15 protein-coding genes are annotated in these 16,018 nt (G+C 59.3%); 9 read left to right on the top strand and 6 right to left on the bottom strand.

Annotated elements, in window-relative coordinates; all coding sequences use genetic code 11:
• The 3 genes from DES45_RS25470 to DES45_RS24240 form a co-directional block, all read right to left on the bottom strand.
• A partial coding sequence (locus DES45_RS25470; RefSeq protein WP_210210268.1) for a hypothetical protein occupies nucleotides 1–193 on the bottom strand: 193 nt, incomplete at its 3' end.
• 30 nt (nucleotides 194–223) lie between these two features.
• Nucleotides 224–2,590: a putative bifunctional diguanylate cyclase/phosphodiesterase gene (locus DES45_RS24245; RefSeq protein ID WP_114773489.1), complete on the bottom strand. Its 2,367-nt coding sequence runs from the start codon at nucleotides 2,588–2,590 to the stop codon at nucleotides 224–226.
• A gap of 326 nt (nucleotides 2,591–2,916) precedes the next feature.
• Complete coding sequence (locus DES45_RS24240) at nucleotides 2,917–4,590, bottom strand: methyl-accepting chemotaxis protein (protein WP_114773487.1); 1,674 nt, start codon at nucleotides 4,588–4,590, stop codon at nucleotides 2,917–2,919.
• 270 nt (nucleotides 4,591–4,860) lie between these two features.
• Here DES45_RS24240 and DES45_RS24915 point away from each other — a divergent pair, with 270 nt between their 5' ends.
• The 6 genes from DES45_RS24915 (at nucleotide 4,861) to DES45_RS24215 (ending at nucleotide 8,681) form a co-directional block, all read left to right on the top strand.
• Nucleotides 4,861–5,130 carry a hypothetical protein gene (locus tag DES45_RS24915; RefSeq protein WP_147282506.1) on the top strand — a complete coding sequence of 90 codons (270 nt, stop codon included), beginning with the start codon at nucleotides 4,861–4,863 and terminating at the stop codon, nucleotides 5,128–5,130.
• A gap of 208 nt (nucleotides 5,131–5,338) precedes the next feature.
• A complete protein-coding gene (locus tag DES45_RS24235; RefSeq protein WP_114773485.1) occupies nucleotides 5,339–5,671 on the top strand; it encodes a hypothetical protein in 333 nt (110 codons plus the stop codon).
• Nucleotides 5,672–6,753: 1,082 nt separating this feature from the next.
• Nucleotides 6,754–7,089, top strand: a complete 336-nt coding sequence (locus DES45_RS24225) for a hypothetical protein (protein ID WP_114773483.1) — start codon at nucleotides 6,754–6,756, stop codon at nucleotides 7,087–7,089.
• Between the two features lie 171 nt (nucleotides 7,090–7,260).
• Nucleotides 7,261–7,458 carry a transposase gene (locus DES45_RS25335; protein WP_170151628.1) on the top strand — a complete coding sequence of 66 codons (198 nt, stop codon included), beginning with the start codon at nucleotides 7,261–7,263 and terminating at the stop codon, nucleotides 7,456–7,458.
• On the top strand, nucleotides 7,431–8,042 hold the full coding sequence (locus DES45_RS24220; protein WP_170151627.1) for an IS5 family transposase: 612 nt from the start codon (nucleotides 7,431–7,433) through the stop codon (nucleotides 8,040–8,042). Before DES45_RS25335 ends, DES45_RS24220 begins: the two co-directional genes overlap by 28 nt.
• Nucleotides 8,043–8,480: 438 nt before the next feature.
• Entirely contained in the window at nucleotides 8,481–8,681 is a 201-nt protein-coding gene (locus tag DES45_RS24215) for a hypothetical protein (RefSeq protein ID WP_114773479.1), read from the top strand.
• Between the two features lie 952 nt (nucleotides 8,682–9,633).
• Here DES45_RS24215 and DES45_RS24210 read toward each other — a convergent pair.
• On the bottom strand, nucleotides 9,634–11,913 hold the full coding sequence (locus tag DES45_RS24210) for a putative bifunctional diguanylate cyclase/phosphodiesterase (protein ID WP_170151626.1): 2,280 nt from the start codon (nucleotides 11,911–11,913) through the stop codon (nucleotides 9,634–9,636).
• Nucleotides 11,914–12,623: 710 nt separating this feature from the next.
• Here DES45_RS24210 and DES45_RS24205 point away from each other — a divergent pair.
• The 3 genes from DES45_RS24205 to DES45_RS24190 all read left to right on the top strand — a co-directional run bounded on the left by DES45_RS24205 (nucleotide 12,624) and on the right by DES45_RS24190 (nucleotide 14,322).
• Nucleotides 12,624–13,388, top strand: coding sequence for a GGDEF domain-containing protein (locus DES45_RS24205; protein WP_245571877.1), 765 nt, complete (start codon nucleotides 12,624–12,626; stop codon nucleotides 13,386–13,388).
• Between the two features lie 202 nt (nucleotides 13,389–13,590).
• Nucleotides 13,591–13,857: a hypothetical protein gene (locus DES45_RS24195; RefSeq protein WP_114773473.1), complete on the top strand. Its 267-nt coding sequence runs from the start codon at nucleotides 13,591–13,593 to the stop codon at nucleotides 13,855–13,857.
• Between the two features lie 249 nt (nucleotides 13,858–14,106).
• Nucleotides 14,107–14,322: a hypothetical protein gene (locus tag DES45_RS24190; protein WP_114773471.1), complete on the top strand. Its 216-nt coding sequence runs from the start codon at nucleotides 14,107–14,109 to the stop codon at nucleotides 14,320–14,322.
• On the opposite strand, the gene DES45_RS24185 is transcribed toward DES45_RS24190, so the two are convergent.
• A complete protein-coding gene (locus tag DES45_RS24185; protein ID WP_114773469.1) occupies nucleotides 14,319–15,017 on the bottom strand; it encodes a sigma-70 family RNA polymerase sigma factor in 699 nt (232 codons plus the stop codon). The genes DES45_RS24190 and DES45_RS24185 overlap by 4 nt on opposite strands.
• 879 nt (nucleotides 15,018–15,896) lie before the next feature.
• Nucleotides 15,897–16,018: integrase core domain-containing protein (locus DES45_RS24175; protein ID WP_147282505.1), on the bottom strand; the 122-nt coding region annotated here is incomplete at its 5' end.

The following is a 16,018-nucleotide window of genomic DNA, read 5'->3' as shown; positions in this document are numbered from 1 at the left end:
AGAGCAGGATCACCGAGCGATCAAAATGCCTGCCCTTGAACATGCCGCCCTCTTCCCTGAACCCGAGGAGGCTATAGCTGAAACTCTGAAACAAAATGTTTGCGACACACCCCTCTCGCATGCATCCCTCGTAAGCAGGAAAGCTGACCTGTAGCTGCCCGCTTTGCGGAGCGGCAACAGCCTTGAGCGACATACCGAAGTGCCATCATTGGGCGCCGGTGGTCTAGTGGTATGCTTTCGCTTGGCCGGACGGCATCCACGACCTGATAAACGGCACAACATCGTCAGCCGCCATTGGGCGGCCGAAGTAGTAGCCCTGCCCCAAGTTGCAGCCGTGCTCTCGAAGGAACGAAACCTGTCCAGCGGTTTCTACACCTTCAGCAATCACACGGATGCCAAGGCTTTGACCGAGTCTCAAAACTGCTTTGACAATCGCTGCGTTTCCCACATCTGTCATCAGGTCGGACACGAACGCACGGTCAATTTTGATGACGTTGACCGGGAACTGCTTCAGGTGCGACAGGGAAGCATAACCGGTCCCGAAGTCATCAAGCGCAATCGAAATGCCTCCAGCACTCAAGGCTTGGAGCGTCTTCTGCGCACTCTCAACATTGCGGTCGAGGAACACCGTCTCAGTGACCTCCACTCCAAGAAGACTGGGTGGAATGCCAGCATCTCGAAGGCAGGTGAGCAGCCGCTGTGCATAATCAGCCTGCCTGAAATCAGCGGACGAGGCATTGATAGAGATGCGCCCAAAAGGAAGGTCCATGTCGAGCCAGCGGCGCATGTCGCTGATGACACGGGCGAGCATGCAGTTGCCGAGAGTAATGCCGAGTTCCGGGTCCTCAAAGGCATGAGCGAGGGTTTCGGGCAATTGAACCCCAAGGCGGGGATGACGCCAACGCAGGAGCGCCTCAAAGCCCGTCAGCCGTCCTGAGTCTAGATCCACCTTCGGCTGATAGAATGGCTCAATCCTATCGAGTGCCACGGCCTGGCGGGCCACCTCCAGAGCTGAAGCCCGTTTCTGCGCCTCATCCCTCATCGCCGGGCTGAACATTTCGAACAGGCCGCGCCCCGCTGCCTTGCAGCTATAGAGCGCAAGGTCAGCCTGTTTCAGAAGCTCATCGGCGCTGGTTCCTAAGCTGCCTGAGATGGCGCCCCCAATGCTGGTGCGCGACCTCTGGGTTCCGGTGCTGAGCCTGAGCGGCTCCCGCATCCGGGCCTGAATGGCGGAGGCGACCGCTACAATGTCATCCACGGCTCCGACGTCCGGGAGGATGATGGCAAACTCGTCCCCGCCTAAACGCGCAATCGTGTTGGTCGGCCGAATGAGGCCTATAAGTTCGTCGCCAAAGGCTATCAGGAATTCGTCGCCAGCATCATGGCCGAACCTGTCATTGATCTGCTTGAAATCGTCCAGATCCGTGATGAGCAGCCCGACCCTCCCGCCTGCATGTTCGGCGTGTTCCAGCGTCTGCTGGAGGCATTCCTGGAAGTACCTCCGATTGGGTAGGCCCGTTAAGTCATCGTGATAAGCCGCCCAGCGGAGGCGCTCTTCAGCAAGCTTTTGGTCGTGGATGTCTTCGACTGTGCCGTACCAGCAGATGATGGAGTCATCCTCTCCGGTCCGAGGGGTGGCCCTGGCGCGGACCCAGCGGTAACCCCCATCAGCCAGGCACACGCGGTATTCGACATCAAGAGGACTGCGACTGGCCACGGCGTCCGTCCATTGCTGGGCTGCGCCAGGGTAATCGTCCGGATGCAGTGCCTTCGTCCAACCCTCTCCAAGCGCCTCCTCGACAGACATCCCTGTCAGTTGGCACCAGCGGGGTGAAACGTTGCTGATGTTACCTTGAGGGTCGGCCGTCCAAGGGATCTGCGGATTGAACTCCACCGAATAGCGGTAATGCTCTTCGCTCTCCCGCAAGGCTTGTTCTGTTTTCCTGTAGTCGAGTTCAAGACGCTCCTTGGCCATGGACAGGAAGATGAAAGCAAGCGCTGGAGCATAGACCACGAGAAACAGCGCTATCTCTGTCGACCATCGGCTGGCAAAGGCATCGAGCCAGAAGATCGAGCTCAGCGATAAGCTGAGCGTTCCTCGGACGAAGTTGAACCCGGCCAGGATGAGCAGCAGGACGACTGCCGCTCGCTGCGATGCCAAAGACCGAGGCGCGTGCTTCCAAAGCTCTCGTGCGGAGAGGGCTGCGTATCCTCCATTGATCAGGGACAGGAGGACAAGTCTGGCAGCGAATGACTCATGGATGAGGGCAAAAGCGACAAGCCAGACCGCAGGACCGAGAATGATGACCGGTAGCAGAACTGCCCGTCCATTAAAGGCCCGGCACCCGGCGTAGAGGGCACCATAACCGGCAACCGCGAAGGTGTGTGCAACAGCCAGATTGAGATGGCTTGGCAACCCTTTCCCAAGGTTGGCAATTCCAATCCCAAGGGGGATTAGGCAGAAGGCCGCTCCCCACCACGCTAGCGCTTGGATTTTCCGGTTGTGAGCCCAGGCGAAAAGAAGCAGCGCACCAAGCATTGATGCGAGTAGCACAAAGGCGGCGGCTAATGTACGGGGGTCAAAAGTCATCACGTGATGGAAGAACTTGAGATAAGAGCGAGAAGGATATCTCCCTGACCCTTAACCAAATCAGGTTGCCTTCGCTGTAGTCGAAAAGTTGAAGTGGGCATTGAGCACCGCTGTGTCCGTTCTGACACAGTTACACATCCCCGAAACTGACATTTTGTTACGCACTGGTGAAACCGCTGGGGCTGGTTCTCTCAGAACACCCAACCACCCCCGCAACAAACGAGGCGCTTCTCTTCGCAGACGGGCAAAAGAGAAACCCCGCCCGGCCTGCGCAACCGAACGGGGCTCCTTTCTACACAAGCGGGCTCGCCTTGCAGGGATGTCTCTTACGCCGCCTTCACGCCCGTGAGGAAGTCCGTAACCTCACGACTGAGGCTTTCGGAGTGGCGGGCCAGTTCCTGTGCGGCTCCAAGAACCTGTGAGGCCGCAGCACCGGTCTCACCCGCACCGTGCCGCACGTCCTCGATGTTGCCCGTGACCTGCTCGGTCCCGCGGGCAGCCTCCTGCACACTGCGCGCAATCTCAGCCGTGGCAGCTCCTTGCTCCTCCATGGCCGCCGCAATCCCGACGGAGATTTGCGACATCTCCGTGATGGTCCGGGCAATCTCCTGGATCGCCGCCACCGTATGCTGGGTGGCCTGCTGCACGGATGCAATCTGCGTTCCAATCTCCTCCGTGGCCTTGGCGGTCTGACTGGCCAGCTCCTTGACCTCTGTTGCCACAACCGCAAAGCCCTTGCCCGCCTCGCCGGCCCGCGCAGCCTCAATGGTGGCGTTGAGCGCCAGCAGATTGGTCTGAGAGGCAATGTTGTGGATCAGCTGAACAACATTGCCAATCCTCTCGGCCGTGCCTGCAAGCTCCTGCACCGTTGTGTTGGTGCGCTGGGCGCCTGCCACGGCCTGATCGGCAATGCGGGAGGACTGTGCCACCTGGCCGGCAATCTCCCGAATGGAGATGGACAGTTCCTCTGTTGCGGCTGCCACGGTCTGCACATTGGCAGAGGTCTGCTGCGCAGCGGAGGCAACAGTGACGGACTGGTTGTTGGTCTGGTTCGCCACCGCCGTCATGGATTGCGCCGTTGCCTCCATCTCGGTGGCGGCCGAGGACAGGCCTTGGGTCAGTGAGGACACGTTGACCTCGAACCGGTTCGTGAGCTGGTCGAGAACCTCGGCACGGCGCATCTTGGTGTCTGCTTCCAGAGCAGCAGCTTCATCCGCGGCCTTCTTGGCAATCAGAGCATCCTTGAAGACTTGGACGGCTGCAGCCATCTCGCCAACCTCGTCCGAGCGGTCCGCTGCTGGGATCAGCACATCAGTGCTTCCGGAGGCCAGCGATCTCATCGTGGCAGTTAAGGCACGGACGGGCAGGACCAATCCACGGGCCAAGGGCCAAGCGATTGCCATCAGAACCGCAAGTAGACCTGCAGCCCAAAGGAGAGCTTGGATGACTTGTTCCTTGAAGATTGAGTTAACGTCGTCGGTGTAAACACCGGTTCCGACAACCCACTGCCAAGGTGCAAAACTCAGCGCATAAGCGAGCTTTGGAGACGGTTCGGTCTCCCCAGCACGAGGAAACTTGAAGCCAATATAGCCACCGCCGCGCTTTGCCGCTTCGATCAGGTCGAAGTTGAAGCGCACACCGTCGGCATCCTTTCTGTCGAGCATGTTCGTGCCCTCGTTCTTGGCATTACCTCCATGAACGAGGTTCAGACCTTCGTAATCATACACGAAGAAGTAGTCACCGTTTCCGAAGTGCATGGCCCGGATTGCGTCTTTAGCACGCTCCTGTGCATCCGACTTGGAGAGACGCCCAGCGTCGGCTTCCGCGGCAAGGTTCTTAATTATGGATAGGGCCGATTCAGTTTGGCTCGAAATTGCCATCTCGCGTTCATTGACAATGGCATTGCGCATAGCAATGAGCTGCACGGCTATCGCAATCAGGCTGACGAGTACGGCTGCGACGACCAACAGCCCGAGGCGCCGGGAAATGGTAAACGACATTGTTGTGATCCGAATTGTTCGTCCTCTTGCGAGGGTGCCTGCCCGCAGTTCCACAGGAAGCGCGCCCCCATGACGCGACTAAGTTTCAGGCGCATACACCATCAGAGCATTGGCTGAAGAAAATCTTAATCCTATAACTTGAATCTGCTTCTTCGTGCCCCATAGGCCGTTAGACGGCGGGCGGGCCGCTCCAGACTATTCGACGCCAGCGGCCCACTCCATCAGTGAAGCCGTTGGTAACGCTTCGCAGCGGGGTTCCCGAGCCTAAGGATGTCTTCAATCAGCGGCGGAATGATATTATCGAGGCTGCGCTCCGGAACCCCTTTTTGCGCACTCAGCCGCAATCCGCGCCTTCTCAATGACCCCGGCCCAGGTCTGGGCGGGAAGATTATGGATGGCGAACTCAAGATGAGCGCTGTTCTCGCAGATTTAATCGATCTCGTCAGAGTCCGTAATCCTGCCTTCGTTGGTGGCTCTTGCCCGAGTGAAGAACAAATCATGCTCACGGCAGAGGCGCAACAACTCGTCCGCTATAAATGATGCGCCGTCCAGTGCTCTCAGTCGGCGCTCCTCCCAAGGGCAAGTTGCCGGGCGGCAGGATCTGCCCCCTGCTCTCGCTCGGCAGGCGAAACACACCCACAGAGAGCCATTACCAGAACGCATGGAAGCCAAAGGCACATCTGCTCCCCAATTCTTGTCCACCTCCAGTCTAAATGCCAAGCTTCGATGGCGGAGGAGTGTGAGTACAATGGATGTTCTCGGGGATCAGCTTATCGTGGTCGTTCTTCTGGGCGCGATCCTCGCGATTGGCCTGGCGCTGCTCTTACTATTGATGCTCTTGGCCAAGCGGACGTGGAATTGGATAACGGGCGATCGCCTCCAGCCTCACAAGCGAGAAGTGCAACCATCCAATGCGGCGCCAATCTCGGGAGCGGCCTCTACAGCCGGGATAACAGCCACTGACCTTTTCGTCATCCGGTCCAATCTTGAAGCTGTATCCCGGCAGATTGAGGACCTGGAGCACAAGCTCCGCCAGAGCGCCAAAACTCAGGCCAACGTCGTTGAGCTGAGGCGCAAATAGCGGTCACTTCATCCAGCGCTGCTGGCTGTTCCAAAAGAGAACCCTGCTCAGCCAGGGGGACTGAGCAGGGCTTCATCAAGGGATGAGCCGCAGACGAGGCATTCGAGTGCACGGGCTGGCGGCTCCGGGAACACCAACCTGCCTATCAGCGTCGGGTTAGAACCACGCTGGAGCTTTGGCCATTCCCTTCCATATGTAGTCGGCATGTCCATCCTGGCGTGCCTTCAACGTCACGGATGCACCTTCCGCATGTTTGATCGACATGCTTTGAGCTCGGACAGATGAACGTGCCAGCGGCTGATCCTGACCGTTTGATCGCCAGTACTGGACCTTCTTGCCCGAGATGGCGATTTCTGTCGTCCTGCCATTGGCAGCTTGCCCGCTCTAAACGCCTGTCCAATCGATCGCCCGTGCTGGCGATAGCGTCGATGCAAGGCCCGCAGCCAGCGCAAGCGATAAAAGCCCAAACTTCTTAGAAATCATAAGCAGCCTCCCTTATCCGGCCGGAATGCAAAAGGCTTCTCTAGCCAAGCTTAGAATATGCTGGTTAGGCTAATACTCCATCAATCTGCAGAAATGGACCAAACATAGGCTTGCGATAGGAAACTAAGTATGGCGGATAGGCTGAACTACCAGATGACTTCGCCAAGCAACTCGGTCCGGGTTGCCATTCCGGACGGGCGGCCTATCTAGCCTGCCGTCTCTTTGGCTTGCCGTAGGACAGGTCCGATAGCCCCCGCTTCAGTCTGTCCCTCCGGCTCGCCAAAGAGCATCCCTGGCTTCACAGACGCTGGTATCCCTGCCGCCGCTTGGTCTGGGCCAGTGTCTCTAGCGCCTCTCCTACATCTTCTTCGGTTGGAACTCCGTCACCGCCTCATGGCCACGAGTTCAGATCCGTCCCAATTGCAGACCAGGCGCACGGCCCCGAACAGATCCCGCCCAGTCATGAGGCTGTAAAACCGCCTCACGCCCTACACCGGATCGATCCAGTGCAGCGCACGAGTTGGAACTGGATTAGGGGCCACTCGTCAGGCATCGCGCCCCATGCCAGTCGCCTTCAGCTCAGTCCAGTTCGGTCAGGCGTGAATTCGTTTGCTGCCGCAGCGCGAGCAGCGCAGGCGCAACGCCATATCGGGAACAGAGAAGAAGATCGCCGCGAGAAGGGCGGTGAGTCCCTCACCAGTGACGGCAATCCCACCGCGTCAGCAGAGGCGGCCTGTGCGCTGCAAACCCGCGACAGCATTTCCGGCGAGTACCGGATCGCCAGCGTGGAGCATAGTATCACGTGGCACGAGGGCTACGTCATGGTCTTGGAATTGAAACAACCAGGCGGGGGCGTCGGCAAGGATAGCCACAGCAAGGAGGCAGGCAACAGCTCGGACGGTGGCGAGGTCATCGACGGCAGCTTGCCTGAGTAACCGAAACGAATGCGTCCCGGCTGGGTGGTCACCAAAGCCGAGGCGCGTGCAGTCGTGCAAACCGGCGGTGCGACTAGGCCGTGTGGACGGATTGGACCAAGCAACGAGTAGGTAGATTCCCAAATCAGTGTGGCGATGATTCATGGCAGGTCGGCTTCAGGAGACACGACCATGCTGACGAGAATGACGGACGACGACTGGGCGACGGTGCTGCGGGTGTTTTCCGCCTCGTGTTCCCGGCGAGGTCCCAAGGGCCGCAACGACCGCCGGTTCCTCGAGGCGCTGCACTATTTCACAGTCCACAACATCACTTGGCGGGCACTGCCCTCCTGTTTCGGCAATTGGAACTCGGTCTGGAAGCGGTTCTAACGGTTGAGTCGGGCCGGCGTGTTCGAAGCGTTCTTCGAGGCCATGGCGGCGCTGAGCGGGACCGCTCACCTGGTGCAGATGTTCGGCTCCACCATCGTGCGGGCCCATGTCTCGGCGGCTGGCGCAAAAGGGGGCAGAGCCGCCAAGCGCTGGGCCGCTCCCGGGGTGGCTTCTCGACCAAGATCCACCTCAAGACCGACTGGAATGGTGACCCACTGGGCTTTTGCCTGACCGCTGGTGAGGCCGGCGACAGCCCGCATTTCGAGACGCTGCTCGACCTTGGTCCTGAGATCACGCCGCGGGCTGCAGTGGGCGACAAGGGCTATGACTCCAAAGCCAACCGGCAGGCTGCCCGTGCCCGGGGCATCTGCCCCGCCATTCCATACCGGATCACGACCAAGGAGAAGCCAAAGTTCTTTGCCAAGGCGCTCTGCCGCGGGCGCGCTCGCATTGAGCAGACCATGGGTAAACTCAAACGCTTCAAGCGCGTTGCTTTACGCTGCGAGAAGACGGATGAGAACTACGGTTCATTCGTCGCTCTTGCTCTGAGCTTCATCCTCATCAAATCCGTCCACACGGCCTAGCAACTCTCTTCTGCCTGTCAATGCCAACAAGCGGATCTAAAAGGTGCCCTGGCCGAGGTGTCGGAAGAGGAAACCGACCAGGGCACCTGCGGCTTCTAGGGAAGCAGCCGCCCTATCGACCTAGGCCAGCACTCCTATCGATCAATAGCCGGCGCACGAGGACCCTTGTCTCATAGCCGTCATGGGACGCAGTTATACGATCCTTGCGGCCTCGGCCGTATCATATCTTGATCGCAAAGTTGGCCCCTCACTTTGCGTGTGCGTGGGGGCTTTTTGCTTGGCTAAGGTGAAACCCTTCTCCTGTTCAGCCATTCCATAGCCGAGGGCTAGGTCTTGAACCCTCAGGACCGGGAGGCCTCCTCACCTAACTGGCAACAGCGGGTAAGGAGGCCTTTCCTTTGGCCAGTGCTCACCTCGCTGTCTATAATGAGATCCCTGATGCACATCGACCGCAATGCAATTTTGGCACGCTTAGAGGTCATTGCCGACTGCCTCAACCTCCCTGACCAGGACTTGAGTGCCATTGCCGAGAATGATGAGTCCCTAATCGAATTTGCGATCAAGCACGGCCAAAGCCTCGATTGGTTGGTGATGAGCGATGTTCGGAACTACATCCGAATGGCGGCGATGATGCGCTGAGGAAACACCCCCTCAAAACTTTACGGCGCCTGAGCTTGAGGGCCAGGTACTGCAAACTCTGCACCGAGTGATTCAGGGATGAGCAGGTAGTCCAGTAGATCGAATTCGACGGCAGGCGAGCTGCCATTCCGACGATCCGGCCTCACAGATCTGCGTGAAAGCGCTCACTGGAGCGTCGCTCCAGTCTTCCCGATCCCGTGCTAGAGGTCCTGCCCCTTCGAAATGTCACGGCCTGAAGAGTCAGGGGAGGCAATCGGCATGGCGGGCAGGGGATGCTCTCCAGCGAGCTCGAGGGACGGACTAAGGACGTCCTGAGTGCGTCATACGGCAAGCTCGAGAGCCCTCGCCTAAAGGACCACTATTGGGTGAAGGCAAGGAGGCGTTCCCACGGCCCCTAACCTCATTGAGGTTGCGTTGACGTCCCACCAGGACGGACGCAGGATCAGGATCTGTGGTTGAAGGATCGCGGCTGCCTCGCAGCGATCCTCCCACAGGCGAGGCTTCGGATGCTGGCCAGTCATACGAGGCCTTCGCTTGTCTGACGGCGTCAGTACACCCCGACCGGAGCTCTTCCGAGCCCCCGGATCAGGACGCCTGCAGTACCATCGCGGCATCACGCGCAAACCAGACTTCAAGAAGAGAAACGAGTGGCACCGGTCAGCGGGATCGCCTCCACAGGTCGCTCGCATCGACTGAGGAGATCGGAATGCTGGCCGGCGCCGCGGCTTCGGGAGCAGCATCATTGCGAGGCAACGCCGGGCGAAGCCGAGCACTGGACATGGTCGACAATTGGAACGAATTCGCGGCTTTGCGGGCGAGAGCATCCCACATCGCCCGAGCGCCTGTGATGCTCTCAGCCTCCTGTTCGCAACTGCAGGAGCTGCCTTATGCGCCTCGGCGCACCTCGCCTTGCGGGGTTTCTTTTCTGAATAGCCCGCATCAAAGCGGTCGGTTATGCCTCACCTCGACGGGACGGGACGTTGCGATCTAAGGACGCCGAGACTGCCTTACTCACCGGGCGCATGGAGGCTCGAATCAAATCAGCGACGGCATCAGCCGTCACGGCCTCAGAGAACAAGAAGCCCTGAAGCTCGTTGCAGCCCCTGCTCGCGAGAAACTCCCGTTGCTGGTCGGTCTCGATCCCTTCTGCCGTCACGGTCAATCCCATCGTGTGGCCGAGGGCAACAATCGCCTCAACAAGCGGGCCTGAGTTCTTGTCTGAACCCTGCCCAAGCTGTTTGATGAACGAGCGGTCGATCTTGATCTTGTCCACCTCAAACTGGCGCAGGTAGCCAAGGCTCGAGTGGCCTGTCCCAAAGTCATCCAGAGCAATCCGGAACCCCGCCTCACGCAACGCCTTTAGCGCTTCACGGGTGGCAGGATCGCCGAGCAGCACACTCTCGGTGATCTCGAGCTCAATCCTGCGCGGATCCGCTCCACTGTCGCGGACGATCTTGATTACTCGCTCGGCAAACTTGTTCGAGTGGAACTGCTTGGCTGACAGATTGACAGCCATGAAGAGGTGGGGCCAGCGCAGCGAGGTCTCGCACGCCTGGCGCAGCACCCACTCGCCGAGAGGGACAATCAACCCGGTCTCCTCCGCAATCGGGATGAACTGGTCCGGCAGGATCAGCCCATGTGTCGGATGGTGCCACCGGACCAGCGCCTCAAGGCCGATGATCGTCCCATCCGCAGCCGACACCTGCGGCTGATAGAGGACCTTCAGGCCCCGCTCACGCTTGAGCGCTGAGCGGAGATCGTCCTCAATCCTGGCGCGCAGCTTCACGTGCTGATCCATGACGTCGGCAAAATACCGGCGCACGTCCCGGCCCTCGGCCTTGGCGTGGTACAAGGCAATGTCGGCTTTGCGCATGAGCTCGATCGGGTCGAGACCGGCTTCTGGCGCTGTAGCCACGCCGATGCTGACGCCGATGAATGCCTGGTTGCCGTGGATGCTGAAGGGCTGCCGGACCACATCGAAAATACGGCTGCAGAGAGCCTCCACCTCCGCTGCGGCCTTGATCTCCGTCTGGATGATGGCGAACTCATCCCCGCCGATGCGGGCAATGGCTTCAGAGGGATGAAGTGCACCCGATAGCCTCTGGGCGAAACTCCGGATCAGGTGGTCGCCCGCCTGATGCCCAAGGGTATCGTTGACGTGCTTGAAGCCGTCCAGATCAAGCATCAGGAGCGCAACATTCTCGCCGCGGCGGGCTCGGAACAGAGCATCCCCCAGCCACTGATCGAACAGTGCCCGATTCGGCAGGCCCGTGAGCGCATCGTGATAGGCCAGGTGCTGTGCACTGGCCTCGCTCGCCTGCAGCTCTTTGACCGAGCGGGAGAGCGAGCGGATCAGGACCAGCAGAAGGATGATTACGGTCGCAGTGACCAGGATTGCCGCGGGTCCGACAATGCGCAGGATTTCCGTGCCCGGCAGCTCGGGCTCCCAGATGAAGTAGCCCACTGGCTGGCCCTGATCGCTGACGAGGGGCAGGGACTGCTCTCGGGACAGAGCAGTATTGAAGCGAGAGAAGCGCGGCTGGTCAATGGAATGCCGGCTCGACAGCTCGGCAAGAAAGCGCCCGCCCAGGAACCGGACGCTGACAATCACGAACTCGGAGCCCGGCTCCTGAACCACAGCCTTTGTCGAGGAGATGATGGTTGTTGCACTGGCAACTGCCGGGCGCCCGAGCACCTCCAGGAACTGTGCGGCGCGCCCAATGGGGTGAGGCCGAGTCCGATCGCTCCTATGGCTTTCCTGCTGCCGGCGAATATCGTCCCGCGCAGCCCTGACGAGCGGGTATAGGTCAGGCTGTGCAACAAGGTACTGGCTTGTTGCAACCAACGCGCCGTCCATCATGACGTAAACTGCCTCATCCTGAGGGTTCAGGATGTAGACCTGATCGTGACCAAACAGGGTGTAGAGCCACACCCCCATCTCGTCATTGATCCACTGCCAGTTCGTGAAGGAGCTCGTCAGCTCCAGAACCGCTTGGTCCCACTCAGCGACGGTCTGCTGCTGCTTAGCCAGATCTTCGATGCTGCTCTCGATAGCGTGGCGTGTGGTTCGGATCTGGCGGTCAACTGAGAGGCGGTCGGTGTGGCGCACAGCCCAGAACAAAGTGGCGACAGCCAGCAGAACAGCGCCAACGGTCACGATGCTGATGGGGAGGAGTGCTCTGCGAGAGAAGCCTTGCTGATGCCGCTGAGGGGTGATGGTCGAGAGCGGCACGGCAATCCTCAGTTCTTCGGGAGCAGGCAATGGACTATAGAGGCACTCAAACCCGCCCAGGAAAATATGATCCTGTCGCCCCACGGCTAGGGCAACTGCATCGGTCTTTAGTCCTGTCTCACCCGATACCCAATAGGCAGGTCATTAAAATCGCTAGGGCTCCTCGCCGCACCGGACCCGCCGACGGGGCAGGTCTGGCAGCGCCTAATGGATTGTTCTTGGATCCGCCCTAGCACTTGATGTCAGATTATGCGGGACAATGCTTACTGCCGTTATCATCGGAGGCTCTGACTTGGGCGGGAGTGGGCCACCCTTGAGTGCTAAAGGCACGGGCGGTAGCAACCTGCTGCTAGGCGTCCGATCGTCCATCATGACCTCTCTTTGCCTTGGCCCACAGATTCGCTTCAGACGGACCTAGCGGGCCCCTGTGACGGTGCCCGATCATAGGATCCTTGCCGCACACCACCCACCTACCCATCGACATCATCAGCTGAGCGTTCGACGCTGCGAGTGGAATCTCCATAGGGGAGGATGGTGGCGCCTCGGCCTTGAGCCTCAAGAAGGATCTGCGAGCCTAGGAATAGAAGCTCCTAATCACCATGCTCCAATATTGCACTTCCTAAGGCATAGATTCCTTGCGGTCATCACGATAGAACATCCCGATGAGCGAGGGTGGATCCGTGTGGAGCATCATCTGGAAATCTGTTGCCATGACCCTGGCAATTGTGGCCGTGAGTCAAATCGTATCTTTTTCGATCCGGTATTCTTCCGGGCAGCCCTTTACCTGGTTCGTGTTCATGATGAACTCGATCCTGCCAACGCTGACGGCTCTTCCGGGCAGCCTTTACATCTTTCGGCAGAATGCCAGATTGCAAAAAGCCCTTGATGATATGACCGTCCTCCACAAGGAGGTGAGTAGACGGGCCACCATCGACGCCATGACGGGGCTCCTTAACCGAGAGACGTTCCTGACGCAGCTGCGGGAGATCCGCAGGAGTGCTCCAGACGGTGTCCTGCTCCTCATTGATGCGGACAACTTCAAGGCAATCAATGATCAGTATGGCCACGCCGCAGGTGATCTCGCGTTGATGATCATCTCAGATCGGCTGCGGCACGCCGACTCGACCTCTTACCTAACCGGTCGTATCGGCGGCGAGGAGTTCGCCGTCTACTTGCCTGACACTTCAATGGAGCGCGGCGTTGAGATCGCTGAGCAATATCGAATCCAAATCGAACGAGCAGAATTCAAACCCGACGGGGAGGTCAGGCATCGGCTGACGGTCAGCATCGGCGCGGCTCCTGTCAGGCCGGGAACGAAGGTCTCCGATGTCATGCGTGAAGCGGATCAGAACCTGTACGAGGCGAAGAGCAAAGGGCGCAATCGGACCGTTTCACCTCTTGATCACTCGCCCCTACGGAAGCGGCCAAACCTTGTCGTCATTCCAGGCGGAAGCGGAAGGGAGTCAAATGTCTGATGCCGCTCCTCTGCAGCAAGATTGGACTGTGGAGCACCTCGGGTTACACTATCCGGATCAGCCAGACCGAGTTCGAGTGGATGGCGTTCATCACCGCTCCGGGCAAGCGCCCCTCGATTACACTCGGGCCTGACCGTGACAGCGTAGTGGCGAAGGCCTGCCAGTGGATTGAGGCGCAGCCCAGGATTGAGAAGCAACGTCGATGACCTACAGCCTGATCCAGCTTGCCCCAGGGGCATACGACCTTCTCCTGAGGGGGGAGATCATCGGAAGTGTTGTTCAGACGGGTCAGGGCAGGGAGCTGTCTTGGATTGCAGAGCTGCTGGAGGATCTACCTCCTGGCCATAGACCGCCGCTGTTCTTCGCTCAGGAGCACGAGTTCCGAACGCTTGAAGAGCTCTGCCATTGGCTCGGTGATGCGCAGGTGAGGAACAGCCGCCGCAGCGGTTCACTCACGACAGGATCTTAACCCAATCAGCGACGCTTCACTGGATCGGCTCTCGCGTACGAACCCGCCACAACCCGACACCCTCCAAAGACTTCAGGACAGTGGGGACGTCGAGAAACCAAACCTCTCACTTGAAGAACCTGCCCAGACCACTTTGGGCGAGCATTCTTTTGCTCAAGCATGGCTCGGCTGAAACCCGTTCACTATCGCGGGATTTGGACGGCCGCGAATACCGGTTCGGGAGACCATAGGGATGCTACGGAGCCAGAAATGCTGATTGACGAAGATCAGCATGGCGGAACAGCTGAGCCAAGTAGCCTGATCTTCTCTCAGGCGCAGGTGAACCATGTTCTCGGCTACTCACTGGCCAAGCTGTATCAGGACCTGATGAAGGCACCCATTCCCGAGAAGCTTCAGGCCCTTCTGGATCAGATCGAGGCTGGCACAGCAAAAGGCTCACCCAAGCCAGAGAATCCTTCTGCCTAAGACCGTCCGACTCGCTTCCCGCCGAGATCGTCCGCCTCCACCTGCAAGAGCTCTGCCAGCCTGGTGCGTGCCCGGTTCACCCGGCTCTTGATCGTGCCCACGGCACAGCCCACCGCTGCGGCCGTTTCCTCGTAGGACATGCCCTCCATCGCCACGAGTACAATCGCCTCGCGCTGTTCCTGCGGTAGCTTGGTGAGAGCTACCTCAAGCTCCTGGAAGACGATCTTGTCCTCCTGGTCAGGAATGACAATCAGCTCGGCCGCCAACGAACCGTCCGCATCCTCGACCTCTCGTTGGGTCCTGCGCTGGGCAGAGAAGAAGCTGTTGCGCAGGATCGTGAACAGCCAAGCCTGAAGGTTTGAGCCCTCCTCGAACTTCTCCTGCTTGCTGATGGCGCGCAGAACCGTGTCCTGCACGAGATCATCAGCCCGCTCCTGATCCTTGGTCAGCGAGATCGCAAACCGGCGCAATGGCAGGAGACTGTCCATGACGCCGTCGATAAAGGCCTGGTTCACCGGCTCCGTGCGGGCGCGGATAACCTGGGCCACACGATCGGCAAGCCGCCGCAGATCCTGCGGCAAGGCGGCACTGGCTGGATCGCCATAGAGGGTCCGCAGCTGCGCACCAAGATGCGCCTGCACGGCGGCATCCAAAATGCCAGGAGAGGGTGGGACTAAAGGATCGGAAGCACTCATGCCGAGAGATCTAGGCCCAGCCGTACGTCACGCAAGAGGGGCCATGTTCAGAGTTCATGGTGTCTATCGGCCCGACGAGGAGCCCGGGAGGACAGTACATCCGTGCCGGCTCCCGGGGCTCGCCTACAGCTGCCCTTGCGAAGCAGCTTAGGTGAGACTGAACCCGTTTCCGCAAGAAGGCAAGTGGCTCAACAGAGAGCAGCAGTGTGGGTTAGGATCGTCGCCGACAGGTTAGTCAGAAAGCCTTAACCAAATCAGAAGAACATGGGGCATCCGCTAGGAAAAGCGCGATGCGACCTGATCCCCGTCGTCCTCCAACAGTGCTCGTCGTTGCCGATGATCCGATCACGCGTGAGGTGCTGGAAACGATGCTCCGAAATGGCGGGTTCGGTGTCCTGTCCGTATCAAGCGGGGAGGGGGCACTTCTCTTGCTGTGTCAGCTGCGAGAGCGGATCGACTGGCTCGTGACGAGGGTGAGCCTCCCCGGCCTTGTGGATGCATGGCTTCTAGCCGATGAGTACCACCAACACCAGGCCCGGAGACCGGTGATCCTACTGTCGGAGGCAATCCCAGAAGCAGAGTGCCCATCGGTCGACGCCGTGTTTGTGCCACCCACCGCCGCCTGGAGAGTCGTCGAGGTGCTAAAGGGCTTGTGCTGTTCCGAGCCAGCGCAGGTGCTTCCCTTCAAGATGCCGCAGGCTGCGTAACCCTGGGCAGCACGATACGACATCGACGAGGGCCCCAGTTTGATGAATGGCAAGATGTACACCCTGAATACATTCCGGGAAACACAAGGAGTTGGCCTGCCCCATGTGGGTGATCCGGGTGTGATGTTAATTCAGTGTTGGTTTGGACCTGCCCCCATATGTGATCCACGAGCTACGCAACTTTCCGGGCTTGGTAAGCTTGTTGGGCGAAGGCGCTCGGGGTCAAGCCACCGAGCGCTGTATGTGGCCTGGTCTCATTGTAGTCTCTCCTCCAGTCTTCAATCCGCTCTCTGG

It is taken from the genome of Microvirga subterranea, assembly GCF_003350535.1.
Lineage (GTDB): Bacteria > Pseudomonadota > Alphaproteobacteria > Rhizobiales > Beijerinckiaceae > Microvirga > Microvirga subterranea.
This window is presented reverse-complemented; position numbering and strand designations above follow the sequence as displayed.